This window comes from Corynebacterium sp. TAE3-ERU16 (assembly GCF_019209935.1).
In the GTDB taxonomy this organism is placed as follows: Bacteria; Actinomycetota; Actinomycetes; order Mycobacteriales; family Mycobacteriaceae; genus Corynebacterium; species Corynebacterium antarcticum.
The window spans coordinates 202,074-226,371 of the sequence record NZ_JAHUTN010000004.1 but is presented as its reverse complement, the minus strand read 5'-3'; the positions used below and the strand labels follow the sequence as shown (position 1 = coordinate 226,371).

At 66.0% G+C, this 24,298-nt stretch carries 25 protein-coding genes and 2 pseudogenes; 12 read left to right on the top strand and 15 right to left on the bottom strand.

Annotated features, from left to right (window positions below; genetic code table 11):
* Window positions 1–166: 166 nt before the first annotated feature.
* From KRX55_RS06145 to KRX55_RS06120, 6 genes are all read right to left on the bottom strand, one after another.
* Complete coding sequence (locus KRX55_RS06145; protein WP_200259938.1) at window positions 167–1,753, bottom strand: peptide ABC transporter substrate-binding protein; 1,587 nt, start codon at window positions 1,751–1,753, stop codon at window positions 167–169.
* Between the two features lie 296 nt (window positions 1,754–2,049).
* The gene (locus tag KRX55_RS06140) at window positions 2,050–2,454 is read right to left on the bottom strand and encodes an NUDIX hydrolase (RefSeq protein WP_218406890.1); all 405 of its coding nucleotides are present in this window, start codon (window positions 2,452–2,454) and stop codon (window positions 2,050–2,052) included.
* An 11-nt stretch (window positions 2,455–2,465) separates the two neighbouring features.
* On the bottom strand, window positions 2,466–2,999 hold the full coding sequence (locus tag KRX55_RS06135) for a hypothetical protein (protein ID WP_370625765.1): 534 nt from the start codon (window positions 2,997–2,999) through the stop codon (window positions 2,466–2,468).
* Between the two features lie 11 nt (window positions 3,000–3,010).
* Window positions 3,011–3,769, bottom strand: coding sequence for an energy-coupling factor transporter transmembrane component T family protein (locus KRX55_RS06130; RefSeq protein ID WP_218406888.1), 759 nt, complete (start codon window positions 3,767–3,769; stop codon window positions 3,011–3,013).
* Window positions 3,762–5,303, bottom strand: a complete 1,542-nt coding sequence (locus tag KRX55_RS06125; protein ID WP_370625764.1) for an ABC transporter ATP-binding protein — start codon at window positions 5,301–5,303, stop codon at window positions 3,762–3,764. Before KRX55_RS06125 ends, KRX55_RS06130 begins: the two co-directional genes overlap by 8 nt.
* A 3-nt stretch (window positions 5,304–5,306) precedes the next feature.
* Window positions 5,307–5,942, bottom strand: coding sequence for an ECF transporter S component (locus KRX55_RS06120; protein ID WP_200259926.1), 636 nt, complete (start codon window positions 5,940–5,942; stop codon window positions 5,307–5,309).
* 326 nt (window positions 5,943–6,268) lie between these two features.
* Here KRX55_RS06120 and KRX55_RS06115 point away from each other — a divergent pair, with 326 nt between their 5' ends.
* Entirely contained in the window at window positions 6,269–6,934 is a 666-nt protein-coding gene (locus KRX55_RS06115) for a DUF4232 domain-containing protein (protein WP_218406887.1), read from the top strand.
* On the opposite strand, the gene KRX55_RS06110 is transcribed toward KRX55_RS06115, so the two are convergent.
* A complete protein-coding gene (locus KRX55_RS06110) occupies window positions 6,935–7,906 on the bottom strand; it encodes a lactate/malate family dehydrogenase (RefSeq protein WP_218406886.1) in 972 nt (323 codons plus the stop codon).
* Between the two features lie 128 nt (window positions 7,907–8,034).
* On the opposite strand from KRX55_RS06110, the gene KRX55_RS06105 reads away from it, so the two are divergent.
* The 3 genes and pseudogenes from KRX55_RS06105 to KRX55_RS06095 all read left to right on the top strand — a co-directional run bounded on the left by KRX55_RS06105 (window position 8,035) and on the right by KRX55_RS06095 (window position 10,514).
* Window positions 8,035–8,460 carry a DUF3592 domain-containing protein gene (locus KRX55_RS06105; protein ID WP_218406885.1) on the top strand — a complete coding sequence of 142 codons (426 nt, stop codon included), beginning with the start codon at window positions 8,035–8,037 and terminating at the stop codon, window positions 8,458–8,460.
* A 23-nt stretch (window positions 8,461–8,483) separates the two neighbouring features.
* Window positions 8,484–9,499, top strand: a pseudogene (locus KRX55_RS06100) (zinc-binding dehydrogenase).
* Between the two features lie 79 nt (window positions 9,500–9,578).
* Window positions 9,579–10,514, top strand: a complete 936-nt coding sequence (locus KRX55_RS06095) for a DUF808 domain-containing protein (protein ID WP_218406884.1) — start codon at window positions 9,579–9,581, stop codon at window positions 10,512–10,514.
* Between the two features lie 90 nt (window positions 10,515–10,604).
* Here KRX55_RS06095 and KRX55_RS06090 read toward each other — a convergent pair whose 3' ends face one another.
* The 5 genes from KRX55_RS06090 to KRX55_RS06070 form a co-directional block, all read right to left on the bottom strand.
* Window positions 10,605–10,847 (bottom strand): hypothetical protein, encoded by a 243-nt coding sequence (locus KRX55_RS06090; protein WP_218406883.1) that lies wholly within the window; start codon window positions 10,845–10,847, stop codon window positions 10,605–10,607.
* Between the two features lie 135 nt (window positions 10,848–10,982).
* Complete coding sequence (locus KRX55_RS06085; protein ID WP_218406882.1) at window positions 10,983–12,230, bottom strand: Nramp family divalent metal transporter; 1,248 nt, start codon at window positions 12,228–12,230, stop codon at window positions 10,983–10,985.
* Between the two features lie 291 nt (window positions 12,231–12,521).
* Window positions 12,522–13,352 (bottom strand): methyltransferase domain-containing protein, encoded by an 831-nt coding sequence (locus KRX55_RS06080; RefSeq protein ID WP_218406881.1) that lies wholly within the window; start codon window positions 13,350–13,352, stop codon window positions 12,522–12,524.
* A 228-nt stretch (window positions 13,353–13,580) separates the two neighbouring features.
* Window positions 13,581–13,901: a HigA family addiction module antitoxin gene (locus tag KRX55_RS06075; RefSeq protein ID WP_218406880.1), complete on the bottom strand. Its 321-nt coding sequence runs from the start codon at window positions 13,899–13,901 to the stop codon at window positions 13,581–13,583.
* A complete protein-coding gene (locus KRX55_RS06070) occupies window positions 13,876–14,157 on the bottom strand; it encodes a type II toxin-antitoxin system RelE/ParE family toxin (RefSeq protein ID WP_218406879.1) in 282 nt (93 codons plus the stop codon). Before KRX55_RS06070 ends, KRX55_RS06075 begins: the two co-directional genes overlap by 26 nt.
* A 668-nt stretch (window positions 14,158–14,825) precedes the next feature.
* Here KRX55_RS06070 and KRX55_RS06065 point away from each other — a divergent pair.
* The 7 genes and pseudogenes from KRX55_RS06065 (at window position 14,826) to KRX55_RS06035 (ending at window position 21,231) form a co-directional block, all read left to right on the top strand.
* Window positions 14,826–15,122: a helix-turn-helix domain-containing protein gene (locus KRX55_RS06065; RefSeq protein WP_218406878.1), complete on the top strand. Its 297-nt coding sequence runs from the start codon at window positions 14,826–14,828 to the stop codon at window positions 15,120–15,122.
* A gap of 923 nt (window positions 15,123–16,045) precedes the next feature.
* The gene (locus KRX55_RS06060) at window positions 16,046–18,112 is read left to right on the top strand and encodes a hypothetical protein (RefSeq protein ID WP_218406877.1); all 2,067 of its coding nucleotides are present in this window, start codon (window positions 16,046–16,048) and stop codon (window positions 18,110–18,112) included.
* A 28-nt stretch (window positions 18,113–18,140) separates the two neighbouring features.
* Window positions 18,141–18,473 (top strand): hypothetical protein, encoded by a 333-nt coding sequence (locus KRX55_RS06055; RefSeq protein WP_218406876.1) that lies wholly within the window; start codon window positions 18,141–18,143, stop codon window positions 18,471–18,473.
* Window positions 18,474–18,475: 2 nt separating this feature from the next.
* Window positions 18,476–18,799 carry a hypothetical protein gene (locus KRX55_RS06050; protein ID WP_218406875.1) on the top strand — a complete coding sequence of 108 codons (324 nt, stop codon included), beginning with the start codon at window positions 18,476–18,478 and terminating at the stop codon, window positions 18,797–18,799.
* Window positions 18,800–19,101: 302 nt separating this feature from the next.
* Complete coding sequence (locus tag KRX55_RS06045) at window positions 19,102–19,467, top strand: plasmid mobilization protein (RefSeq protein ID WP_218406874.1); 366 nt, start codon at window positions 19,102–19,104, stop codon at window positions 19,465–19,467.
* 125 nt (window positions 19,468–19,592) lie between these two features.
* Window positions 19,593–19,898, top strand: a pseudogene (locus tag KRX55_RS12140) (relaxase/mobilization nuclease domain-containing protein); the annotation flags it as partial.
* A gap of 388 nt (window positions 19,899–20,286) precedes the next feature.
* A complete protein-coding gene (locus KRX55_RS06035) occupies window positions 20,287–21,231 on the top strand; it encodes a hypothetical protein (RefSeq protein ID WP_218406873.1) in 945 nt (314 codons plus the stop codon).
* Window positions 21,232–21,279: 48 nt separating this feature from the next.
* Here the strand turns inward: KRX55_RS06035 and KRX55_RS06030 are convergent, their stop codons facing one another.
* The 3 genes from KRX55_RS06030 to KRX55_RS06020 all read right to left on the bottom strand — a co-directional run bounded on the left by KRX55_RS06030 (window position 21,280) and on the right by KRX55_RS06020 (window position 23,749).
* Window positions 21,280–21,486 (bottom strand): hypothetical protein, encoded by a 207-nt coding sequence (locus tag KRX55_RS06030; protein WP_211346231.1) that lies wholly within the window; start codon window positions 21,484–21,486, stop codon window positions 21,280–21,282.
* Window positions 21,487–21,497: 11 nt separating this feature from the next.
* The gene (locus tag KRX55_RS06025; protein ID WP_218406872.1) at window positions 21,498–22,052 is read right to left on the bottom strand and encodes an antirestriction protein ArdA; all 555 of its coding nucleotides are present in this window, start codon (window positions 22,050–22,052) and stop codon (window positions 21,498–21,500) included.
* A gap of 137 nt (window positions 22,053–22,189) precedes the next feature.
* Window positions 22,190–23,749: a recombinase family protein gene (locus tag KRX55_RS06020; RefSeq protein ID WP_218406871.1), complete on the bottom strand. Its 1,560-nt coding sequence runs from the start codon at window positions 23,747–23,749 to the stop codon at window positions 22,190–22,192.
* Window positions 23,750–23,867: 118 nt separating this feature from the next.
* Between KRX55_RS06020 and KRX55_RS06015 the strand changes: the two genes are divergently transcribed.
* A complete protein-coding gene (locus KRX55_RS06015; protein ID WP_218406870.1) occupies window positions 23,868–24,293 on the top strand; it encodes a hypothetical protein in 426 nt (141 codons plus the stop codon).
* Window positions 24,294–24,298: the final 5 nt, after the last annotated feature.

Below are 24,298 nucleotides of genomic sequence, written 5' to 3'. Positions count from 1 at the left end.
TGCCAGGCCCCGGGTCGCCGAAAACGGGGACCCGGGGCCTGGCGTGAACCCAGCTCACCTGGGAACGGGACTCATCCGGCGATCGGGCCACCGCGGCCCGTACCGACCGGATGAGATCCACGGTCGGTGAGGAGTCTGTGGTACCGGGGCATCCCGGTACCGTCGATCACTCCTTGGTGATCTCGTAGTAGATCGGCAGCGAGTTCCAGCCGAACTGGACGTTCTCGACCGCCGAGGACCAGCCGGCCGTGACGTTCTGGTACCACAGCGGGATCACGGGGAGATCCTGCAGCAGGATCTCCTGCGCCTCGTTGTAGAGCTTCGTGGCGTCATCGACACTGGACGCGCCGGCCGCCTGGTTCAGCTTGCCGTCGAAGTCCTTCGACGAGTAGTCACCGTCGTTGGAACCGGCGCCGGTGCCGTAGACCGGGGCGAGGAAGTTACCCACGGAGGGGTAGTCGGCCTGCCAGCCGGTACGGAAGGCACCGGAGATGGTGCGGTTGGTCACGTCGTCACGCAGGGACTTGAAGTCCGGGTAGGGGTTGCCCACCGCATCGATGTCGAGGGTGTTCTTGATGGAGTTCGCCACTGCGTCGACCCAGGCCTGGTGTCCGCCATCGGCGTTGTAGGAGATGGTGAACTGGCCGGTCCACGGGGAGATCTCATCGGCCTTCCGCCACAGTTCCTTGGCCTTCTCCGGGTTGTACTCGAGAACGTCTGCCCCCTTCAGGGAGTCACTGTGGCCGTCGATGACGGGGGATGAGAAATCGGTCGCGGGGGAACGTGTGCCGTCGAAGATCTTGTCGGTGATCTCATCACGGTTGATGGACATGGAGAGCGCCTCACGGCGCAGCCGTCCCTCTTCACCGTTGAAGTGCTCGAGCTTCTCCGGGATGGTGAAGGACTGGAAGATCGCGGCGGGCTCGTTGACCCAGCGTCCGTCGAGTTCGTCCTTGTACTTGGTGAAGGCCGAGTCCGGGATCGTGTCGAGGACGTCGAGGTTTCCGTCCAGAAGCGCGGCATACGCGGAGTCCGGTTTCGGGTAGAACACGAACTCGATACCGTCATTCTGCGGTTTGCGGCCACCGTCGTAGTTCTCGTTCGGGACCATCGTCAGGGACTTGTTGTGCGCCCACTCGGCGACCTTGTAGGGCCCGTTGCCGATGGGCTCCTGGCCGAAGGCGTCCATGTCGTCGAACGCGGCGTCGGGCAGCGGGCAGAACGCGTAGTACCCGAGGCGCAGCGGGAAGTCGGCCTCGGGCTGCGTCAGGGTGACGGTGAAGGTGTGGTCGTCGTTGACCTCGAGACCGGTCAGTGACTTACCCTCCTCGAAGCCCTCGATGGGCTCGAAGAAGTGGCTGGACAGGGTCTCATTCTCAACGGCGTAGTTCCATGCGTCGACGAAGTTCTTCGCCTTGACCGGGGACCCGTCGGAGAAGGTCTCGCCTTCCTTGATCTTGATGACGAACTTCTTGTTTCCATCCTCCGGCGTGATGGATTCAGCGAGATCGTTGTGGGCCTTGCCGTCGCCGTCGTAGTAGACGAGGCCGGCGAAGAGGTTCTCGACGACGCGACCGCCACCGGTCTCGTTGGTGTTCTGCGGGACCAGCGGGTTCTGTGGCTCGGAGCCCCAGGCCGTGACATAGTTGCCTCCACCTGAACCACTGCCCCCCTCGGAGTCGGATGAGCAGGCGGACACGGATACGGCGAGTGCGGCCGCGGTCATCGCGGCGATTGTCTTCTTCAGAGTCATGCGTGGGACCTCCAGTATGGGTGAACGGGAACCCGACAGTTGCACTGTCTCGTTGTCAACTGCCAGTTTCACTGTGGGTCATCTTAACTGTGACCCACCTCAATTATCGAGCGCCCACCCACCCCTGTCACATCGGCGATCCGATACCACAGGCCCCACCCGCACGGCCGACGGTCCGGACCTGCACCTTCATCACTGCTCAACCGATTCAGCACACGGGTCCGTTATTGAATCGTTAGCATACAGACGATGAATGACAGATGAGTCGAGCCTGACAGGACACCCAATCCCCCGGTTCAACGGGAAATGTCGGCCAGGACCGGGAACACCACCTCACGACTGAGCGGGGCCAACGAGGGGGCCGTCGACCCTACCGGGAAGAAGCGCGCCTCGGCGATCTCCGCCCGGACGGCCGGGACACGGTGCAGGGGGTCGTGGTGAATGAATACGTCGCAGTCGACGCTGCACCCGGCCTCGTTCGCGGCCCGTGCGCTGAAGCGACCGAGAAACGTGAGAGCCCCGGGTTCCAGGTCGAGACCGAGTTCCTCCGAGATCTCACGGACCGCGGCCCCGCGGCCCGTCTCACCCGGTTCGAGTTTCCCACCCGGCATCATGAACGCGTCTGTACCCCGCTTGCGCACACTGAGAACCTCCCCGTCGGAGTTGCGGAGAACGACGGCTGCGATCCGGATGACTGTCATGGTGGATGATCCTATCCACCGGCCACGACGAGATCGACGTCGGACAGAACGTTGGCCGCGTCCGCGGCATGCCGTTCCTCCGAGAGAGCCCAGTACTCCCACCAGTCACCGAATCCCGGGTCCCGGGCCAGGGCGCGGGCCCGACGCGTCTCCTGATCGAGTTCAACGCGGACGGTGACACAGGTACCACGTCGTCTCGCGGCCCGGAGATTCTCCGGGGTCAGCGTTCCAACCCCCTCGACGATGAGCACCTCCCCGGGATCCAGGGGCACCCACCCACCGGGACGGTCGTTCCCCCAGTCCCAGCGGGTGTAGCCGGGATCCACCGGTGCGAGCACATCGCGGGCGACCATGCGGCTCCCCTCGGCCAGTCCACCCCAACCGGGATAGAAATCGTCGAGGTGCACCACCTTGTGTCCGGTCCGCTCCGCCACCGCCCGTGCGAGCGTGGTCTTACCGGAGCCCGACCGTCCGCCGATGAGTATCGTGCGGGTACCCCGGGCGCAGACGCCTGCGAGCAGATCCACCGCGGCATCGAACGACACGACCCCGTCCATCACACCCCCAGGAACCGGAAGTCACCGGTGGCGACCGCGACGCCGAGCGACAGCAGGGAGACCGCGAGACAGCCCCCCATCAGAACCCAGTCACGCGGATGCAGCCGGGTGGGTCTCGCCCAGGTGCGGGTGATCTCCGCTCCGAACGCGCGGGCCTCCATGGCGGTGGCCAGCTTCGCTCCGCGACGCAGTGCCAGGACGAGGAGACCGAAGAGCATGGTGACACCACGGACGATGCGGCCGTCGTCGGCCAGCCCACGGGACCGCCGGGCTCTCCCCATCGCCTGCCAGTCGCGTCTGAACAGGGTTGCCAGACGCACTCCGGCGACAGTGCCGATGACGAACTTCGCCGGCAGGTGCCAGATCTGCGCGAGACTGTCCCCGAGATCCGTCGGGTCCGTCCTCCCGATCATCACGATGGCGGGCAGGCCGATGGCGAAGATGCGGACCATGATCGCCAGCGCGAGCTGAATCGAATTGTCCGTCACGTGGATCCAGCCGTAGGAGATGTACTCGGTACCCTCCGGTCGGCCGTACAGGACCATCGAGATCCCCGACAGCGGAGCGGCCAGGAACAGCGGCCACGCACGGATCGGCAGCCGCCGGATCTCCGTCCCGGTGAACGGAAGCGCGATGAGGATGGCTCCGAGGCAGCAGGCTGCGGACACGACGTCGATCGACAGCAGCAACGGCGTGGTCAGAAGGGCGAGGCCGGCGATCCGGGCGACCGGATTGGTGCGTGCGAGCAGATCAGGCATGCTTCCCCACCTCTATCCTGTGGTCCCCGAGAGCACCCGCGAACAGATCGTCGTGGGTGATCGACGCCAGCGTCACACCGGAATCGACGAGCCCGCGCAGCAGCAGCACCAGCTCGGTGAACGTCCGACGGTCCTGCCCGAAGGTCGGTTCGTCGAGGATGAGGACCGACGGGGTGGTGACGAGCGCGGTGGCCACGCTCAACCGACGTTTCTGTCCCCCGGAGAGGGAGAAGGGATTCGCCTCCGCGAGATGGTCGAGGCGCAGACGGGCGAGGAGTTCGTCCACCCGCTCCCTGTCGGCGGCGGTGACCGCGTCCGCGGGTGTGTGACCGGTGAGCCGTCGCCACAGGCCGAGGCGACCGCGCCCGCCTGCGGTGACGGCCGGGCCGATCAGCAGTTCCGATCGGACCGTCCGGGCGACGAACTGGTGCTCCGGATCCTGGAACACGAACCCGATCCTGGTGGCCAGGTCGCGGGACGACCAGGAGTGCGGCCCACCCGACAACCCCGAGGCAACGCGCTCGCCGGCGTGGACGGACCCGCCGAGGGGGTCGAGCAGACCCGCCAGTGTGAGCGCCAGGGTCGACTTTCCGGCGCCGTTCGGTCCGGTGATCACCGTGGATCGACCTTCCGGGAGGATCAGGTTGTGGGGTGGCCCCACGGCCCGTCCCCCCTCCCACCCGACGGTGAGGTCCACCGCATCGAGCGCGGGGACGGGGGCAACGCCTTCCGACGTCTCCGCGGGTGGGAGATCCAGCGGTATTCCGGGGACCCAGACCCCGTTGTCGGCCAGTCGGGCCCCCTCGGCGGCGATCACGTCGTCGAGGGGTCCGGCTGCGATCAGACCGCGGTCGGCGGTGCCGAGGACGAGTGCGTGGTCGACGACGCCGGACCAGATCTCCACCCGGTGCTCGACGACGATGAGGGTGGCTCCCGTCTCCCGCACGACACGGTCGACGGCGTCCCGGACCTCGGCGACGCCGTCCGGGTCGAGGTTCGCGGTGGGCTCGTCGAGCAGGATCAGGCGCGCCCCCATGGCGATGACGCCGGCGAGGGCGAGGCGTTGTTTCTGGCCTCCGGACAGTTCCGCGGTGGGGTGATCCAGGGGGAGATCGAGGCCGACCAGCTCCAGCGCGCGGGCTACCCGACGCCAGATCTCCTCGCGTTCGACGCCCAGGTTCTCACATCCGAAGGCGACGTCGTCTCCCACCCGGGAGGAGATGACCTGGGAGTCGGGGTCCTGCAGGACCATTCCCACGACACCGCGGGCCTGCTCGGGCGGGTGTCCGTCGACGAGGAGCGTGCCCTGCCGGTCCCCCTCGTCGTCGCCGCCGAGCACCCCGGCGATCGCGGCGAGGAGGGTGGACTTCCCGGAGCCGGACTCCCCGAGCAGGAGGATGCGCCGGCCCGGTTCGATGTCCAGGTCGAGATCGGAGATGGTGGGGTGCAGACGCCCGGCGTGCCGCCAGCCGAAACCGGTCGCACGGATCGCCGCTCCCCGGGGACCGGCACCGGTCAACGGATCCGGTGCCACGGTCTAGACCTGCCGCTGGCGTTCACGCCCGGCGGCGAAGCGGTCCAGTGCTCCGGTCGCGGCCAGCGCGCGGACGAGGAGCCAGGAGCAGATTCCGGCGATGACCGCGCCGGAGACCAGGAGTGTGGCGAGGTAGGTGACCTGAAACTCGGTCGACTTACCGAAGTTGCCGGAGAGGAATCCCTCGAGGATCCATGCGCCGGCACCCGCTCCGGCGCCGGCGAGCGCGGCGACGACCGGACCGAAGCGGCGGTAGAGGAAGATCGCGAGGATGATCTCCGCACCGAGGCCCTGCGCGATACCGGAGTAGAGGGTGCTGATCCCCCACTGGTTGCCGAGGCCGGCGGACACGGAGGCGGCGATGACCTCACAGAGCAGCGCCGCCCCCGGCTTGCGGATCACCAGGCCGCCGAGGACACCGGCGAACAGCCAGGGGCCGACGGCGAGGCCGCCGAATCCCGGGGTGACGGCGCTGATCGACTCGTAGAAGGCGCCACCGGGGCCGTTGTAGACCCAGAACACCAGTCCTGCGGCGACCCCCAGGACTGCGAGTGCGATGATGTCGATCACCCGCCAGCTCTTCCTCGACGGTGCGGTGACCGTGATCGGTGTGCGGGTTTCAGGCACAGAAGTGCTCATTGTTTTCCTCATCTCCCTAGCGCCGGCATTACCCGGATCAGGTTGTTACGGTCACCGGTGCGCCGCGGGGTCGAACACCTCGCGGTCAACCGATGTCTCAGCCCGATTCACGCTCGGACACCCGTGGGACCGGGCCAATGATACAGACCGGCCGTGCCGGACGCGAGACGGCGGCGGTACCTCTGATCCGGCGGTTTTCCCCGGACCCACCCCCGAAAGGGAGATGCCCGGACCCGGGGATCCGGTGGTTGATCCGGCACGGACCGGTGGACGGTGTTTCCGGTACTGGATTCCCGGGGCCGGGGTTTTGCGGCTATCCTGAAACGATGATGAGTAACAGGAGCCACAGCAGAACCAGCGGCCCCACGGGCGTTCTGCTGTTCGGTCGGCCAGCCCGCGGTGGTCGGCCGGCCGGGGTGCTGCTGGTATCCCTCGCCGCGGCCTCGAGCCTGATCAGCGGCTGCACCGCCGGCAACCCGTCGGAGGTGACCCTGGCGGGGTCCTCCGGTGCGGGATTCAGCTCCACGGTCACGACCGGAACCACGCCGTGGTCGAGCAGCCCTCCGGACCCGTCCCGCGCCTGTCCCGCAGAACAGCTCGACGCGTCCGTCGACTCCACCAGTGCAGGTGCCGGCCACACCTTCTACTCGATCCGGCTGACGAACACCGGCGCCCCCTGCACCGTGTCCGGGTACCCGGGAGTGTCCCTCATCGACGCCGCAGGGAACCAGGTGGGAGCGCCAGCTGACAGGGAGATCGGGGCGAAAGGTGCCCCCGTGCGGCTCAATCCAGGTACATCCGCGGTCTTCTCCACCAGGTTCAGTCAGCCGTACGCCTACAACGCCGAAGCCTGCCAGCCCACCGAACGCGCCCAGAGGCTGAAGATCTACCCACCGAACGACACCGGTTGGCTCACGGTCCCGGTGAGCCAACCGACCTGCGGTTCCGAACGGATCAGCACGATCACGGTCACCGGGGTGAGTGCGGGCTGATCACATCACCAGCGCACCCGCATCGGTCATAGCCTGCCGCACGGCGTCCGCCGACGTCATCAACAACGCCTTCTCATCATCGGCGAGTTCAGGTGCGACACGGCGCAGAATCCCTCCTCTGCCGATGACACAGGGCAGCGAGACAGAGACGCCGTCCAATCCGTACTCGCCGTCCAGCGGATATGTCGCCGGATACACGGCGCGCTCATCGAGCAGCACAGCCCGAGCCATCACGATCGCTGACTGCGCCACCCCCGCATTCGTCCAGCCCTTGGCGTTGAAGACGTCGTAGGCCGCTCTGACGACATCATGGGCGAGTTCATCCAGCTCATAGGGATCACCGCCGAACGCGTCACCGAGTCCGGAATTCGGCACACCAGCCACAGAGACCAGGCTCAACGCCGGAACAGCGGACAGGCCGTGTTCCCCGAGCATCAGTCCGTGCACGGAACTCGGGTCGATACCGTGGCGATCCGCGAGGAGCCGCCGCATCCGTGCCGAATCCAGCATCGTTCCGGTACCGAAGACCCGCCCGCGGGGAAATCCGAACTCCGTCGCCGCTATGTGGGCCATCGTGTCGCAGGGGTTGGTGATCACGATGACTACCGGGTCGTGGGTCACCGCGGCGATGTCTCCCATCACCTGGCGGATCACCGCGGCGTTCGTCTTCGCGAGCTCGGCGCGATCCGGCACCCTGTTCTCCTCCGAGGGGATGATGGACGGGCCCGCCGCGACGATGACGACGTCGGCGTCCGCGCAGTCGCCGTAGTCACCGGCGTGGACATCGACGTTGACCCTCGTATTGAGCGCGGTCGCGTGATGCTGGTCCAGGGCCTCTCCGATAGCGACTCCGTCGGCGGTGTCGATCAGCGCGATCTCGCCGTAGAGTCCGGATGCGACCGCATCCGCGAGGACATAGGAGCCGACGTGCCCCAGTCCGACGATGACGAGTTTGTTCACGTGTGTGTTCATGTATCCAACCCCTCGGGTGTCAGGTCGTCAGAAGGAGATCCGGTGGACAGGGTGGCGCCACAGCGCATCTCCATTTGTGCACCTCCGACGGTACCGCCAAACCTTCCACGAGGGTAGGTTCTTCAGACATGGCCAGTGGACTTCTCGACGCAGCGGTACTCCTCGGTATCGGGTTGCTCGGAATCGCCGTCGCCGCAGGTCTCGTCTTCCGCCGCATCCGGCGGCGACGGAGCTGGTACCGTACCGAGGGCACCATCATCGATGCGGTGCCACGGCCCGGCGCGTCCGCCGGCGATCCGTTCCGGTGTGCGGTGATCACCTTCACGGGTCCCGACGGCGGTCTCCACCAGTGGACCGACCCGCACCACACGTCCTTCGCCCGGGAACAGGTCGGCCAGCGAGTCGATCTGTTCGTCACGGAGCACGGGACCGGCGACGTCCGCAGGCCGCCGACGGTCGATCCCTTCTTCTTCGTCGTCACGTTTCTCGCCGTGGGGGGACTGGCGCTCATCATGGCGGGAATCGTGCTCGGAACCGAGGCCACGCTGCGGTAGCCCCGGAATCCGCCACGTACCATGTGCAGGCAACCATGATCCACGCTCCCGGCGACATCCGCCTGGAGACCCGCCCCGACCCGGTCATCGGGGGGCCGACCGACGCCATCGTCCGCACGGTCGCCACCTGTGTCCGCGGATCCGACCTCCGGCCGTACCGGGGCGACAACGACATCCCGGAACCGAACCCCATCGGCCACGAGTACGTCGGGGTCGTCGAGGAGGTCGGCTCGGCCGTGTTCACGGCCTCCCCCGGCGACTTCGTCGTGGGTGGGTTCCTCCACTCCTGCAACGACTGCCCGACCTGTCGCGCCGGCATGCACACCAACCGCCCCACCGGGGGCGGCGGATACGACGGCTGCCGGGCCGAACTGATCCGGGTACCCCTGGCGGGCGACACCCTCGTGACGACACCGGGGGCTCCGGACCGGGAACTCATCCCCTCGCTGCTGACGCTGTCCGAGGTGATGTGCACCGGGTGGCACGCCGCGATATCCGCGGGTGTCGGTGCCGGGGATTCGGTGGTGGTCGTCGGCGACGGCGCCGTGGGACTGTGCGGCGTCATCGCCGCGAGACAGCTCGGGGCGGAGCGCATCATCGCGATGTCCCGGCAGGCCGACCGGCAGGATCTCGCCCGACGGTTCGGGGCCACCGACATCATCGCCGAGCGCGGCGACGATGGTGCAGCGGCGGTCCGGACCCTCACCGACGGCATCGACGCCGACCGTGCACTGGAGTGCGTCGGTTCCGAGGGGCGCGCCGCCGGGCGGTCGACGCCGTACGGCCCGGTGGAATGATCGGTCTGGTCGAGCTGCCACATGGAGGGCTCGAGGCCGAGCGGCTCTTCTGGAGGAACAAGGGGATCCGGGGCGGGGTCACGCCAATGCGGGCCTACCTCGACGAGCTCCTGCCCCTCGTGTGGAACCGGGAGATCGACCCCGGCGCGGTGTTCACCGACCACTACCCGCTGGACGGGGTGTCCGACACATACGCCGCCATGGATCAGCGGCGGAAGATCAAGGCACTGCTGTGGACCTGACTCATTCGCCGGTGACGGCGTACATCAGTAATACTGTGCCCATGCATGCACAGCTGACTGACCGACCGCGGGCCCTCTGATGGCCGGCGGACTGGCGGCCCTCCTCGACGATGTGGCCCTCATCGCCCGGACGGCCGCGGCCAGCGTCGACGATGTCGCGGCCGCCGCCGGCCGCACCAGCGCGAAAGCCGCCGGGGTCGTCGTCGACGATGCCGCGGTGACCCCACGCTTCGTCCAGGGGGTGCGACCGGCCAGGGAACTGCCCATCATCTGGCGGATCACCAAGGGATCCCTGTTCAACAAACTCGTCATCATCCTGCCGCTCGCGCTGCTGCTCAGCGCGGTGGCCCCCTGGATCCTCACCCCCATCCTGATGCTCGGCGGCACCTACCTCTGCTACGAGGGCGCGGAGAAGGTGCGGGAGAAGTTCTTCGGTTCCGGGGGGAGCCACGACACCCCGGTCCGCGAATCAGGGCCGGACGCGGAGGACCGGCTGGTGAAGGGCGCGATCACCACGGATCTCATTCTCAGCGCGGAGATCATGGTGATCTCCCTCAACGAGGTCGCGACCGAGCCCTTCTGGACCCGCACCGTCGTACTCGTCATCGTCGCCCTCTTCATCACCGCCCTCGTCTACGGGGCAGTGGCCGTCCTGGTCAAGATGGATGACGTCGGGCTGAAGCTGGCGAAACGACCCAACCGCCGGTCGAGGAAGTTCGGCCGGGCGCTGGTCTCCGCCATGCCGAAGGTCCTGGACCTCATCGCCGTGATCGGTACCTTCGCGATGCTGTGGGTCGGCGGGCACATCATCCTCGTCGGAATCGACGAGTTCGGGCTCCACGCACCCTACGGGTTCGTGCACCACATGGAGGAGGTCGTGCGCGGCTGGTCGGGTATCGGCGGCGCCGCGGCATGGATCGTCAACACGTTCTTCTCCATGGTTCTCGGCCTGGCCTGGGGCGCGACCGTGTTCGGGATCATCCACAATCTACCGTTCCGTGGGAAGAAACACTGATCCACCGGCATGAGAAAATGAGAAAGACTCCGGAGCCCGCTACTCGGGACCGGAGCCTCCACTGCCGCGCGGGATCACCGCCCGGGAAATCTAGCCGGCTGAGCTGAGTCGGCGGTAGAGGATGTAGCAGCCTGCGAGGAGCAGCAGGATCGGCAGGAACTTGAAGAATCCGACGACCGCACCCACGAAAGCGAGGATCAGGGCGATCGAGGACAGAATGACGGTCGCTACGCCGAGCAGGAGGGACACCCCCTTGTTGCGCTCCCAGGTGAAGAAACCGGATGCGGCCGTGAAGATGGCGAGGACGGTGAAGGTGACGGTGGCGCCGAACATGGTGACTTTCTCCCGTGTGTTTTCAGTCGGCCACTGAGGGCCGGTCAACGTGACGGCCGGTTGACCTCCGACCGCGGATCCCCGATGATACGGCATGCCCGCGGGTGACTCCGTCACCGGAACGCGGCTGCCCTGCTACTGGACGAACGTCAGGTAGATGAGCAGGAAGTTGAGGGCCACGATCGCCACCGAGATCGCGACCATCACGGACCGTACCCACGCGTTGTCCCGCCACTGCCCCATCAGCTCCCGCCTCGAGGTCATCCGCGCCAGCGGAATGATGGCGAACGGGATACCGAAGGACAGCGCGACCTGGGAGAGAACCAGCGCCCAGCTCGGGTCCGGATAGAGCCAGAGGATCATCAGGGCGGGAATCAGGGTGATCGCCCGACGGAGGACCAGCGGAACCCGGATGTGCAGGAGACCGGCCATGATCTCCGAGCCGGCGTACGCGCCGACGGAGGTGGACGCCAGACCGGAGGCGAGCAACCCGATGGCGAAGATGACACCGATCACCGGGCCCAGCGCCTGTTCGATGGCGTGGTGCGCGCCCTCGATGCTGTCGGTTCCGGGGACCCCACCGAGTGCCGACGCCGCGAGCAGCAGCAGCGCGATGTTGATGGTTCCGGCGAGGACCAGTGCCCACACCACATCATGCTTCGTCGCCTTCAGCAGTCTCGGCAGATCCCGTCCGAGTTTCGGGAACCGGTGGTTGACCAGGCTGGAATGCAGGTAGATGGCGTGCGGCATGACGGTCGCACCCAGCATCGAAGCGGCCAGCAGCACCGAGTTGGTGTCCGCGAAACGAGGCACCAGACCACCGAGAACCCCGGTGGCGGACGGCGGACTGATGACCAGACCACTCAGGAATCCGACCGTGATGATGAGCAGCAGACCGATGATGATGAACTCGAAGTGCCGCTGGTGTTCAGGGTTCTGGAACAGCAGCAGCCCCATGGAGATGGCGCCGACGATGGCCCCGCCGACGACGAGTGGCAGATCGAACATGAGATTCAGCGCGATCGCCCCACCGACGACCTCCGCGAGATCGGTCGCCGCGGCGACGAGCTCCGCCTGTCCCCAGAACGCCAGCCGCTGCGGCTTTCCGAGCCGGTCCCCCAGCAGCTCAGGGAGGGATTTCCCCGTGACCAGACCGAGCTTGGCGCTCTGGTACTGGATCAGCACCGCCATCGCATTGGACAACACGAGCACCCAGACGAGCAGATAGGCGTACGTCGCCCCGGCGGAGATGTTCGCGGCCACGTTACCCGGGTCAACGTAGGCGACCGCGGCGATGAATGCCGGTCCCAGAAGCGTTATGAGCGGACGCTTCACTCCGCCGTCTCTCGGCGCACCGAATTCTGCAGTTTTGTTGGACGACATACCTGAATCATGCTCCTCCGGCCCTCTGACCGCAACGCCGCATTGCCTTAGGTAACTGGCGGAGCCACGGTCGGAGAGGCTCCGCCTACCGATGGCCCGGATGTCGGCGACGACCGTCCTGTACCTGTCCCATCAGGTGCCCCCGGCAGCACGCAGGCACGGAGCGCTGACCGGTATCGGACTTTCGCGGTAGTTGCATGAAATGCTCCTGTGTCAGGCTCCGGTTCAACTCCCGAGGAGAATCCGATCACATCATCATCCCGTCGCCCCACACGGAGAGATCCCGTTCATTCAGCGGAACACGATCATCTCACCGTGGGTCATCGTGAAACACGAATCCGGATGGTTCGCCCAGCTCCGCCAGTCCCTCACCATCTCGTCCACGTCCGCGTCGGTGACCCCCGGGATGTCGGTCACCCGACCACGGAAGATCGCCCCCGAGATGCGGTCGGCCTGACCATTGCCCCACCACCGGCAACTGTCGGTGTCCGCGTACGTCCATGCGCTGGTCGTGATGACGGGATCGACGAACCCCGCGGCGTGTGCCCACGCGCGAAGATGACGCCCCGCATCCGGTTCCCCGCCGCTGCGCTTCGCGAGCTCCCGGTAGGTGTGTCGCCACCGTTCCATACCCGGGTAGTACGGGTACCAGGACATCGCCGCGTAGTCGGCGTCCCGCACCGTGACAACCCCGCCCGGAGCGCAGACCCTGTGCATCTCCGTCAGCGCCCTGACGGGGTCAACGACATGCTGGAGCACCTGATGCGCGTGCACCACCTCGAACGATCCGTCCGGGAACGGAAGCTGAAGAACATCCCCCACCACGAAGCGGGTCCCCGAATCGCCTCGACCCGCAGCCAGCCGCCGGGCGGCCCACAGTGGTTCGGCGGTGTTCTCGAGTCCGGTCACACGCCCCTCCGGGCCGACGATCTCCGCCAGGTCGAGGGTGATGCTTCCGGGGCCGCACCCGATGTCGAGAACACTCATTCCCGGTTTCAGGTACGACAGGAGATAGCCGCAGGAGTTCGCGGCGGTTCGCACGGAGTGTGACGCGAGAGTCGCGGAGTCATGGCCGTGGACGTACCTAGGTGCGGTCGAGTCAACCGGAACAGAACTGATCATGAAAGAAGTGTAGGGGTGTTTGTGGGCCCACCCACTCCTGACGAAGATGGTTCGACACGACCTACCGGAGCCCGCGGTCTCTCCGCAGGAAAATGTGGGCCATCTTGCGTGAGGGAAGGGAAAATCCGGCCATGCTTTCCGGGACACCCCCGAGGTCAATTCTCCAGAACAGGCGCCACCGTCGGAGCCCCCATCCCCTCATCCAGCGGACACCGTAGCCGCCTGGTGTCACGCGACCTGCAGAGGCTTGATACCGGCGATCGATCCACCCAGGGCCCTCCGCCGCATACGTAGCTCGTAGTTCGCCTGCAGGTTCATCCAAAACTCCTCGGAGGTACCGAAGTATCGAGCCAGCCGGATCGCGGTATCGGCGGTGATACCCCGCTTACCGTGGACTATCTCATTGATTCTCCGGGGCGGAACACCGATCTCCACGGCGAGCTTGTTCTGGGTGATGCCGAAGCCCTCGATGAAGTCCTCCATGAGAATCTCCCCGGGGTGAATCGGACTGATCAGATCGGTTTCAGTGATAGTCGACGAGTTCGACATTGTCCGCACCTCCCTTCCTCCAGATGAAACAGATACGCCACTGGGCGTTGACACGAATACTGTATTGTCCTCGTCGGTCACCGATCAGGCGCTCCAGCCGGTTACCCGGAGGTATTCGCAGATCCGAAACATCCTTGGCAGCGTGGATGAGCTCGAGTTTCCTGAGGGCCTTCCGCTGAACCGTCCGATCGATGCTCCTGACGTACTTCTCCTGCCAGATATGCTCGGTGTCCCTGTTGCCGAACGATCTGATCACATCAGCAGTGTATAACGGAATCCGTCATTGACGCCAGGCGTTAAAGTCCAGGTCCATGATCCGGGAGGGCCCCGGTTCCACATCTTGCCCGGTGCCCAGCACGGGTGCGGCGCGGGACGGAGATCACAGAAGCAGTGATGGACAGTTGGCTAAACGTTGAACTTGAAGTCCACCACGTTCCGAACATTACTTATGTGTTGATCTCCATGTCTTACGCTCTCAACTGCCAAACCGCGTCCCACCTTGCTATAATTGATGGCGTAGTCGAACGTCGACTACTACCCCGACCGGAGCAGTGCTCATCCGGCGGAAAAGATGAAGACCCCAGCACGAGCACACCGGGGTAAGAGGGACTGGCGGGCGACCCGCCACCTTCGGATAACAGGGCAGGGTCGCGTGTCGGGCACAAGGGATGGGCTCCTCCGACTGCCACTGGTGACCCACACTCGCGGTACCGGCGTGACTCCCGGCGCGAGGTCAAAGGCCAGAGTCACGGGTTCCGAGCGAGATGGACGCGCTCGGGTAGACCGGCCGATTGCGAACCACACTCGTCGGGCCTGGCGCTCCAGCGACGAGGACAGAGGCCAGAGCGCAGCCGCCCTCATCGGTAGGTGAGGGATCGTAGAGGCGGCCACGAGTACACGGGTATTGACTCCTAGGGAGTCCCTGTGTCCTCGACACGCCACGTCCAGTCCACTTTTCTTACCCTCCAGCAGGCAGCCGCCGAGGGTTATTCCGCTTACTCCACACTTCGGAAGTACATCGCTGACGGCCGGCTGCCCGCCGTCAAGGTCGGTTCGCGCGTCAAAGTTCTGCGCACCGACCTCGACGCTCTCGCGGTGACCGTCAAGCGTGCGACCTTCGACGAGATCGAAGCCGCCGCAGAACGGCTCGCCGCCTCCGCTCCCCCGCTGAGCGACGTCCAGGTTCGTCGCCTCAGCACGATCTTCGGCAGTGCGTCATGAGCGCCGCGGCCTTCGGCTGGGCGCGTCACGAGATCACTGATGGCGCACGGCGCGGCATCGTCTTCGAGGTGCTCGTGCGACGTCGCGCCCGAGAAGCGGTCAGCGGTGGTGCAACCGTGCCCAAGGATGTCTCAACCAGTGGGGAGTCAGAATCCGAGAATCCGGCCGCCGGATGTGACAGTTCCGAACTGTCACACTTACTAGGCCCCTCCGAGACGGGTGTTTCCCCTGGTCGTGGGGAAGATATTCGGGCACGGTCACAAGCCGCTATGGGGAGCCCCGAGTCTCGACCGTGTGACCGTGGTTCTGAGACCGGCTCGGCGCCGCTCGCGCCGAGCGCTGTCGTCGCGAGCAAGTCCGTAACCGCGACGGCGTTCGGCGATCTCTCGTCGGTAAAGGCGATGGGCACGGGCCGCGCCGGGATCGTCGTCGGCCTAGACACGGAGTTCACGATCGTGGGCGGCGCTCGGGTCGTCGACTCTTACCAGTTCGCCGTGCCGGATCCACTCGATCCGTCGGTGATGGTCGAGGTCGTCATCCTGCCTCCGTTGGGCTCCGGCGCGCGTATCTCGCTGCACACGGCACTGTGGACCGTAGTCGCTGCTGCTGAGCTGTGGCGCTCGCCTCTGGTGCCTGATGCGGTGGGTTCGCGAGGCGTGCCCCGTGGCATGTTCTGGTCTGAGGACTGGGAGGAGCGCCGCGAGGCATTGGCGAGGCTGAGGGTTCCCCTCGTCCTTGCCTGCCACTACGGGGCAGCAGACCTCACGACGTTCCGCTCGGGCGGGAAGGCTCGGGAGCTGGACGTCCTCGTCCGCCTGACCTCAGCTGCTGGTGGCCTTGTTAGTCTCCTGCCGTTTCGCTCGCAGCGCGGCAACGAGAACGGGCATTGGTGGCAGAGCCTGTCGGTGACCGTGCGCGACACCATGTCGCAGGCTCCTGCTGGGAAAAAGACGCTGACAGCGCTCGGCGAGGCGTGCGGCGTCGCGAAGCTCGACGTGCCGGATGGCTGGATCTCCAGGATGACCGACTACCGGCGCGAACACTTGGCGGAGTTCCTGGAGTACGGCGTCAACGACGCCGTCATCGTCGTGGAGTACCTCGCCCGGTTGTGGGGCGACGGCACCGTCCCGCCGATCACGCTCAGCGGTGGTGCCGCTGCCGCGCTCGTCAACGCGGGCAGTGCCTACCTCGAAGCGTCCTCTCCTGCTGAGTTCCGTCGGCTGTTCGCTGGGCTGGTGGACGAGGACGAGGGTGTCGAGGCCGTCGAGGAAGGCGACCGGCTGAGCTTCTACGCGAAGCGGGGGCGCAACCCGCTCGACGGCGCAGCAGCTCAGCTGTCCACGGCATTCGCTCGCGCTTACCACGGTGGCTTGAACTCGTGCCCAATGCCGGGCTATTACGCCTTCCCGACCGTGGACATCGACGCACGGAACGCGTACCCGACGGCGATGGCGCTGGTGCGTGACCTCGACTGGGAGGCCGGTGCTATCGAGGATGTCGCGCACGAACGCGTCATCACCATCGATGACGTTCCGACGGCGACGACGCCCTTCGTCGGGTTCGTCTCCTTCGCATTCCCGGCTGACGTGTTGTACCCGTGCCTGCCCATCGTCGCCGATGGGACGCTCATCTATCCGCGCACGTCCGAGGGCGTCGCCGGGACGTGGGTGTGCGGTCCTGAGCTGTGGCTCGCGCTCAGACTCGGTGCTGAGGTGCACTGCCAGATCGGGTACCTGGGTCGTGAGCTGCGGCAGAACGGTGGCCCGAGTCTCTCCCTCCGGCATGGCGTCAAGCAGCTCATCGACGACCGCAACGCGGCCAAGGCGCTGTTCGGCAAGGGCTCGCTGGAGGAGCAGACTCTCAAGACCGCCGTGAACAGCATTTACGGCAAGACGGCGCAGGACGTTGCTGAGCAGCGGTCCTGGGATGCACGTGCGCAAGAGATGGGCAACGTCGGCGGTTCCGCCGTGTCCAGCCCCTACCACGCGGCCACCACCACGTCTCTGGTGCGTGCACAGCTGCTGGCGACGATGAACCAGCTGAACGAGAACGGTAGGGACGTCTACTCAGTGACCACCGACGGCTTCATCACGAACGCCACCGTGACCGAGGTCGCCGCCCTGGACCTCTACGGGCTGAAGGAGGTGCTCAGCGACGCCAGGACCGCTCTGACCGGGGATCCGTCTATCTGGGAAGCCAAGCATGCGCAGTCCGGCCTGGTGAACTTCACGACGCGTGGGAACGTCTCCCTCGACCTCGGCGGCGTGTGCGCTCACAACGGCCTCAAGGCCCCAAAGGGCGTTGTCCCTGACAGCGCCAAGGACCGTGAGCTGCTGCTGGCCTCCGTCGTGACCCGCGAAGGACGGGTCCCGAACGGATACACCAGGTTTCCGTCGTTCCAGGAGCTGTCTCGTACGGAGGGCCGGAAGGACTTCCTGCCGTCCCGGGTCGAACGCTCGGTCTCGATGGACTACGACCTCAAGCGCAGGCCCGTCATGCCCTCCATGACGCCCGAAATGGTGCCCCTGCCCGACGGCACCACCCACGAGATTGCGACCTTCACCACGCACCCGTGGGAGCGAGTCGAGGACTGCCTGCGCGCTCGCCAGATCGCCCGCGACATGGCCGAGACGGGATGCTTGCGCACCGTCGCTCAGTGGCGCAACTGGAACCTGAAGTTCGCGCACGGTAAGGGCCGCCGCATCAGGACCCCGCAGCGCGCTGTCCTGATGTCCATCGTAATGGCGCATCGCCAGGGTGTGGTCTCGATCCCGACGCTCGCTGACCGCTCGCTGAGCATCACCGAGCGACTCGACTGGCTCGGCGAGTGGGGGCTCGGCACCGTATCGCGCGGCGACTGGGACAACGCCCGCCGGCCCGAGCGGGCGTCCCAGATGCTCCCCATCGACACGCTCGACCCATACCTCGGCCGGATGAAGTCCATGTCTCCCGGCGAACACCCCACGGACGCCGACCGGCTCCCGTACTGACCAGCTCAACGACCCGTAAGGAACGCCCATGAAGAACGACGACCAGATGCTCGACGACCTGATCCAGGACATGCAGGACTGGAACACGGTGCGCGTCGCGTTAACGGACTGGCTCATCAGTGGACGCGCTCCCGGCGACGCCTGGCAGGCCCGCGACCCCAGGCGCACCACGATCGAGGGGTCCCTGCGCTCTGAGGCACTCGTGCTTGGCGCGGTGCTCGACCGGCTCCGTGAGGACGTGCAGGAAGCACGAGACGAAGGTGTGCCCGAAGACGCGATCATCGCTGCCCTCGATCTTCCGGCCGAGATCGTATCAATGGCCCTCGGAGAGGGCGACACCCTGAACGAAGAGGAGAACTGACCATGAGCAACAAGACCACGACCAACCTCGACGAGCTGATCGAGCAGGAGCGCCGCCGTGCGTCCGAGCGCATCGCAAAGCTCAAGCGTGCCGCCGCTGCCGAGCAGCGCCGTATCGACGGGAAGGTCATCGATCTGCTGCGCGCCCAGAGCCCCGGCCTCTACGACCGGCTCTCTCAGGAGGCGGCCGATGCCCTGGAGGCAGAGAAGGCGAAGAGGTCAAGGCGTGCGAAGAAGGCGGCATCGTCTTCGGGATCGGTGAACGACGGGACTGCCTCGCAGACCGTCGATCCCGAGCATGAGGAGGCGGCACCGTGGAACGGCTGACGACTTCGATCCGGGACCTGCGCCAGCGTCCCGGGACCCCCTCGCCCGCAGGGAGCGCAGCGACCGAGGACGAGGGCCAGCGGTTCTTGGAGGACATGAGCGCCAGCGAAATGTCCGACAAGAACCCTGCTGGCCGTCTTCCGTACGCCCCGGAGAGCGAGCCCGACTCCCCAAGCAGCGCTGGTCGTGCTCGTACGGAGGGGTGTGCGGAAGACCCGGCCCTGGCAGCGGAGCTGCACCACGATTCCCAGGTGAACACCGGTCGTGGTGCTGCGCAGAGGGCAGAGTCGGCCGAGGCTCCGGTGGAGCCTCGGAACAGCCGTCGTCGGGAGGTCTCTCTCGACGTGCGGCTGACGGTGGCTGATCGCGATGCGATCCGCCGCCGTGCCCACGTGCTCGGAGTCAAGCCGAGCGCATGGGCTCGTGCCGTCATGCTCGACGCGCTGGACTCGAGATCCTCGAAGGTCGATCAGCTGGAGAACAACGCGGGAGTGAAGGAGGCGACGCCTACGTCTCTTGTTCCTGCAGTAGAGCAGCTGCGTCGAGTTGGTGTGAACCTGAACCAGGCGCTCCGCAAGAGTGCTGCCGTCGATGACGGCCTCCTTCACGAGGTGATGGTTGCGGTGGACGAGGTGCGTGCCTCGCTCGGCGATCGGACGCGGACATGAGCACCGTGAACGTCCGCCCCTCGACCAACGCTGCAGGAGCCGTGGGGTACATCCTCTACGGGCGTGACCCTGAGGTGCGCAGGGAGCTGCTCAGGGTCGGATCGACGCGTGCCGCCGCGTATGCGATGTCCATGGTCGACGGCGGGTCGACTCCGGCGGAGTTCATCGCGTGTGCTGAGGCGCACGCCGCTGCTCATGGCCGGACGAACCAACTTCAGAGCTACGTTCTGGCGTTCCACCCTGACGAGTTCGACGTGACCTCGCAGGCCGACCTTGAGCGCATCCGGGACGTGGCCGTCGAACTCGCGGAACGCATGCACAGCGCTGACTACATGGTCGCGGTGCACTCTGATTCCGCCGGAGGTCACGGGCATGCACACATCCTGGTCATCAACCACGACAACCTCACCGGTAAGAGCCTCCAGCGGTACACATCGTGGAAGCACGGATTGCGCCAGCTGAACGACGAGCTGATGGCAGACGAGGGTCTGCGTATGCTCCCCGATCCCGCGGAACCGAAGCCCGACTGGGAGCTGCGGCGCGAGGACTTCGCGCCGGGCGGATTCGAGCAGGCCCTCGGGGACAAGGTCTATGACGCACTGACCGACTCGCGCTCAACGAATCGCGGGGCGTTCGAGCACGTCCTCGCCGAGCGCGGGGTCACGCTCGCGGTGACGAACCGCGACGGCTGGAGTTACAAGATGCGCCGGGATGACAACGGGAAGCTCGGCCGGAAGAAGGCCTCGGCGCTGACACCCGAGTTCACCGCCGAAGGTGCTCAAGAGATCTTTGACTACCACTCACAGAAGGGACAGGCTCATGGGAGCACTGGACAGGATCAAGCAGGCCGACGAGCAGCAGAAGACTACCGAGCTCCTGGAGGCCTTGATCTCACAGCGCGACGCCGACAGGCAGCAGATCGAGCGGCTGACGAAGGCCGTCGCCGACCTGACCGGGTACGTGAAGGTGATGGACGAGGAGCAGACGATACGGCTGGATCGCCTGTCGACCTCGCCGCGGCTCGAGTTGCCCTCCACGCTGCCGCTCGACGCCGAGACGAAGAGGCGGCTGACCGAAATCGAGAAGACGCTGAGCGCCGTCGCGCAGCAGCTGAGCAGCAGCGAGGTCGTGAAGCTGCCCGGCGGGTCCTCGGTGACCCGGGCGGACCTGGCCGCGTACTCGATGACGACGAAGATCAGCGAGGAGCTGAAGATGACGGCTTCGGCCTCGGCTGACCTCGCCGAGGCCGTGCGCAAGCGCGGCCACGTCCGTATCGACACGGACAGGCTCACCGAGCACGCTGTGAAGGTACTCGATGACCGACTTGCAAAGGCCGTCGAGGTTCCCGTCCAGAGGGTCGAAAAGACCGTCGAGGGGCTCGAAGAGCGGGTGGTCAGGCTCGGCACCGAGAAGCTCGCCGAGGTGACCGACCGGGCCCGCGAAGTGGTCAGCACTGTCGGACGGGCCGAGCGGCGAGTCGAGCGGCTCTCGGCGAAGGTCACCTGGGCGACGGTCGGTCGTATGTGCCTTGCCCTCCTCCCGTTCACCGTCGCGTTCATCATGCTCACGGGGATGGTTGGTGGGATCACGCAGATGCTCGGCCTCGGACCGCTGCTCGGATGGGCCTGGGACTCGTTCGCCGACGCGAGTGCTTGGTGGGCGAAGGCACTCATTGCCCTCGCCGCCCTAGGCGGGTGCGCTCTGTTCGGCTGGCTGCTCTGGTGGCTCGGAAAGAAGCTGTACGAGAGCTATCGGGGCTGGTAGTCGGAAGAAAAGTGAGTGCCCGTAGCCGAAGCTACGGGCACTCTGAACTCAGTCGACGTCGGGGTCATCGCCGAACAGTTCGGCATCGGTGTCGTAATACCCGAGAAGGTCGCGCTGCTGGCGAATCAGCTCGACGGTTGCCTTGTGCAGGGCGAGCAGGTCATGGAGGTGAGCCTCCTCATCGCTCATCTCGGGGTTGCCGACCCACCAGCGAAACGATTCGGCGTGGCTGTAGGCGTTGGACTCAGCACTCATGATCGTTCCCTTCACAGGTCCCTGAAGACGTACACGGAGATCGCGTCGGCGCGGACGACCGTGTAGTCGTGTTCGAGGTCGCGGGTCCAGGCATCCCAGTTGAAGTAGCGCGCAAGTTCCTCCGGCGCGTCCTTCGGGATGAGGCCAATCTCCTCGGCGAGAGTCTCGGCGTAGTCTCGGAAGCTGCCCCACGTGCCGCAGAACCGCTCTTCGAAGTCGGGAACCGACGGCAGGTCTCCGGTGCCTTCTGCGACGTAGCTACCGGAGGTCACCCAAGCGCACAGGGCCTCGCGCTGGTGTTCGGGGGCGGCGAGGAGGACGCGAGCCCACTCTGCGGCTTCCGACGGGCTCATCTCGCCCGAGGTGGGGATGTTCTCGTGGTCCATGACCCACAGTTCTTCGCATCCAGGGCGCACGCGATGAGCGCCGCCGTGGACGTCACCAAGGGTGACTTCGTCGGCGGTCTCGGCGTCGAACCATTCGCCTACGAGACGAGCGTTGTTGTAGCAGGCGAGGCAGCCGATCCAGGCTCGGGGCGTGGTGTCGGTGTTCGTTCGGGTGGTCATGGCGGGTCTCCTCCGTGGTTGAGGAGAGCGGCGGGCGCGACAGGCAGTCGTGCTCGGTGAATCGACGCGCTTACGCCACGTCGCCGCTCTCAAGAGGTCTCCCGGCCACGCTCCGCGTGGCTACCCAACGAGGGGGTCTACCTCCAGTCGACGACGACGGACTCGGTCCTGAACCCCTTGCGCCCGCGCGGCTGCGGGAGAAGCGTGATCGTGGCGAGGGTGTCGATGGTCTGACGGCGGAGGTCAAGTGACGCTTCCCGGAATGCTGAGGCAGGGTCTTCCGCGCCCAGGATCGGGGCCAGGGCGCCAGAACGGCCACGCATGAGCTTCTCGGCTTCCAGCTCCTGGATGCGCGCCTCGGCTCCGTCGCGGACGCGCTTGAGGTCGCGCGCTTCGATGATCTCGGCGTCGTAGTCGGCCTCGGCGCGGAGGATCCGCGCCCGCTGGTCACTGATGGCGGCGTCGAGGCCTGCGGCGTGCGCTCCACCATCCGGCGCCTCAACCATTGCGGTCGCGTCCTTGCGCGCGAGACGCTTGGCCATGACCTTCGTGACGAAGTCATCGATGGCGGCGCCCGAGCGCACGATGTGCCCCGCGCACTTGTACCCGCGCGGTGCCCCGGTCACCTTCTTTCCGCAGGTCTCGCCGGTCTTTTCGTCGAGGACATAACCACAGCGATACAGTCCGCTGCCGAGGTGCTTTCGCTTCGTGGAGCCAGACGTGTTCGTGACGCGCTCGGTGTCGTCGAGGACCTGCTGCGCCTTCCACCATGTCTCATCGTCGACGATTGGTTCCCACTGCCCCCGGATAGGCTCTCCGGCGTCGTCACGAAGGATCTGTGCCTTCCACATCCGGCGGCGCTTCCCGTCCGCCTGAGCGAACTTCGGTGTGTACGTGCTCAGCGCGGCGTAGCGCGGATTCCGCAGGATGCCCAGCACGGTCGAGGGAGACCACGGACCGTCCTCGACGATCGGCCTAGGTTCGAGGCCCTGCTGCGCGCGGGCGGTGGCGCGCTCGACGCTCACGGTGTGCGTGTGCTTGGGAAGTGGTGTGATCCCATCGATCTGCTCGGTGCCACTGAGAGCCCGGGCGAGCGATCGCAGCGACTCGGGGTGCTCGATCCTCGTGAACAGGTCGTAGATCGCCCTCACGGCCTCAGCCTCGTGGGGGATCACTTCGCCGTCTACGGCGTAGCCGAGTGGGCGCATGCCCTTCGGAGCACGCCCCTGCATGGCGCGCTGACGCTGGGCTGCGGACTGACGGGCGCTCTTGCGCTCCATCTCAGCTCGTGCGACGGCGGCCTTGATGCGGGCGTACATTCGGCCGCCGTCGGTGGAGAGGTCCGCGTCTCCGTTGGCCGTGACGAGGGCAAGGCCTCGCAACTCAGCAGCATCGATCCAGTCCTCCAACTGCCGGGGCTGCCTGGTGAGCCTGTCAAGGTCGTAGCAGATGATCGCGTCGAACCGACCGTACTGGTAGTCGGCGACCATGCGGTCGTAGTCCGGGCGGATCGCGGTCCGGTCGGTGGCGCTCTTGGACTGGTCCACGTAGGTCTCGATGACGTCCCAGCGCCGGAACCGGGCGAGGTTCTCGCAGTCCTCGCGCTGACGGTCGATGGCGAGCCCGTCCATCTCGCGGTCCTGACTGATGCGAAGGTAGATCGCTGCTTTGCGGTGTGAAGTGGAGCGCTCGTTCATGTACCCAGACTAGCCTCTGACGTAAGCGCCGTCCATGACTGATAATATCACCATCAGTGTGCATAGTGATAGAGTTGAGCCATCTAACCAAACGCACAAGGCACCCCAGGAGACGGCCATGCCGCAGCTGACCCTCAGCTTCCCCGACCTTGCCGAGCACGCAAACCGAGTCCACCCCGAGCTTAAGACGCTCGTTCAGGAATTTTCCGAGACCGGCCGTGCCCGGTTCACAGAGTCAGCGTCACTGTGCGAGATGTGGATTGATCCCGAATTCATGAAACTACTCAACACTCTTCAACTCGATGGTCGGCTGCCTAACATCGATACGAACATCAACGCCGGCCATGACTTCAAGCGCGTCTTGACGTATACGATGCCGGAGGGCGGCGAGACTGCGGATGTCAGCGACATCATCCAGCGTGCATGGACGGCAACGGTCGACACATACGCGGGCGCCCTCTACCGCCGAGCGAAAGGGATCGCGGCAGAAAACTCGAACTCGAGCTGGACCCCCGACCAAGCCACGAGTGCCCCAACTATCTAGACAGG

Coding starts and splice junctions, on each gene's coding strand:
- KRX55_RS06035 (WP_218406873.1), top strand. CDS start 20,287: ATGGGAGCACTGGACAGGATCAAGCAGGCCGACGAGCAGCAGAAGACT.
- KRX55_RS06110 (WP_218406886.1), bottom strand. CDS start 7,906: ATGAACACACACGTGAACAAACTCGTCATCGTCGGACTGGGGCACGTC.
- KRX55_RS06080 (WP_218406881.1), bottom strand. CDS start 13,352: ATGATCAGTTCTGTTCCGGTTGACTCGACCGCACCTAGGTACGTCCAC.
- KRX55_RS06030 (WP_211346231.1), bottom strand. CDS start 21,486: ATGAGTGCTGAGTCCAACGCCTACAGCCACGCCGAATCGTTTCGCTGG.
- KRX55_RS06025 (WP_218406872.1), bottom strand. CDS start 22,052: ATGACCACCCGAACGAACACCGACACCACGCCCCGAGCCTGGATCGGC.
- KRX55_RS06095 (WP_218406884.1), top strand. CDS start 9,579: ATGGCCGGCGGACTGGCGGCCCTCCTCGACGATGTGGCCCTCATCGCC.
- KRX55_RS06015 (WP_218406870.1), top strand. CDS start 23,868: ATGCCGCAGCTGACCCTCAGCTTCCCCGACCTTGCCGAGCACGCAAAC.
- KRX55_RS06115 (WP_218406887.1), top strand. CDS start 6,269: ATGATGAGTAACAGGAGCCACAGCAGAACCAGCGGCCCCACGGGCGTT.
- KRX55_RS06075 (WP_218406880.1), bottom strand. CDS start 13,901: ATGTCGAACTCGTCGACTATCACTGAAACCGATCTGATCAGTCCGATT.
- KRX55_RS06060 (WP_218406877.1), top strand. CDS start 16,046: ATGTCGCAGGCTCCTGCTGGGAAAAAGACGCTGACAGCGCTCGGCGAG.
- KRX55_RS06145 (WP_200259938.1), bottom strand. CDS start 1,753: ATGACTCTGAAGAAGACAATCGCCGCGATGACCGCGGCCGCACTCGCC.
- KRX55_RS06140 (WP_218406890.1), bottom strand. CDS start 2,454: ATGACAGTCATCCGGATCGCAGCCGTCGTTCTCCGCAACTCCGACGGG.
- KRX55_RS06130 (WP_218406888.1), bottom strand. CDS start 3,769: ATGCCTGATCTGCTCGCACGCACCAATCCGGTCGCCCGGATCGCCGGC.
- KRX55_RS06120 (WP_200259926.1), bottom strand. CDS start 5,942: ATGAGCACTTCTGTGCCTGAAACCCGCACACCGATCACGGTCACCGCA.
- KRX55_RS06055 (WP_218406876.1), top strand. CDS start 18,141: ATGAAGAACGACGACCAGATGCTCGACGACCTGATCCAGGACATGCAG.
- KRX55_RS06050 (WP_218406875.1), top strand. CDS start 18,476: ATGAGCAACAAGACCACGACCAACCTCGACGAGCTGATCGAGCAGGAG.
- KRX55_RS06020 (WP_218406871.1), bottom strand. CDS start 23,749: ATGAACGAGCGCTCCACTTCACACCGCAAAGCAGCGATCTACCTTCGC.
- KRX55_RS06090 (WP_218406883.1), bottom strand. CDS start 10,847: ATGTTCGGCGCCACCGTCACCTTCACCGTCCTCGCCATCTTCACGGCC.
- KRX55_RS06105 (WP_218406885.1), top strand. CDS start 8,035: ATGGCCAGTGGACTTCTCGACGCAGCGGTACTCCTCGGTATCGGGTTG.
- KRX55_RS06085 (WP_218406882.1), bottom strand. CDS start 12,230: ATGTCGTCCAACAAAACTGCAGAATTCGGTGCGCCGAGAGACGGCGGA.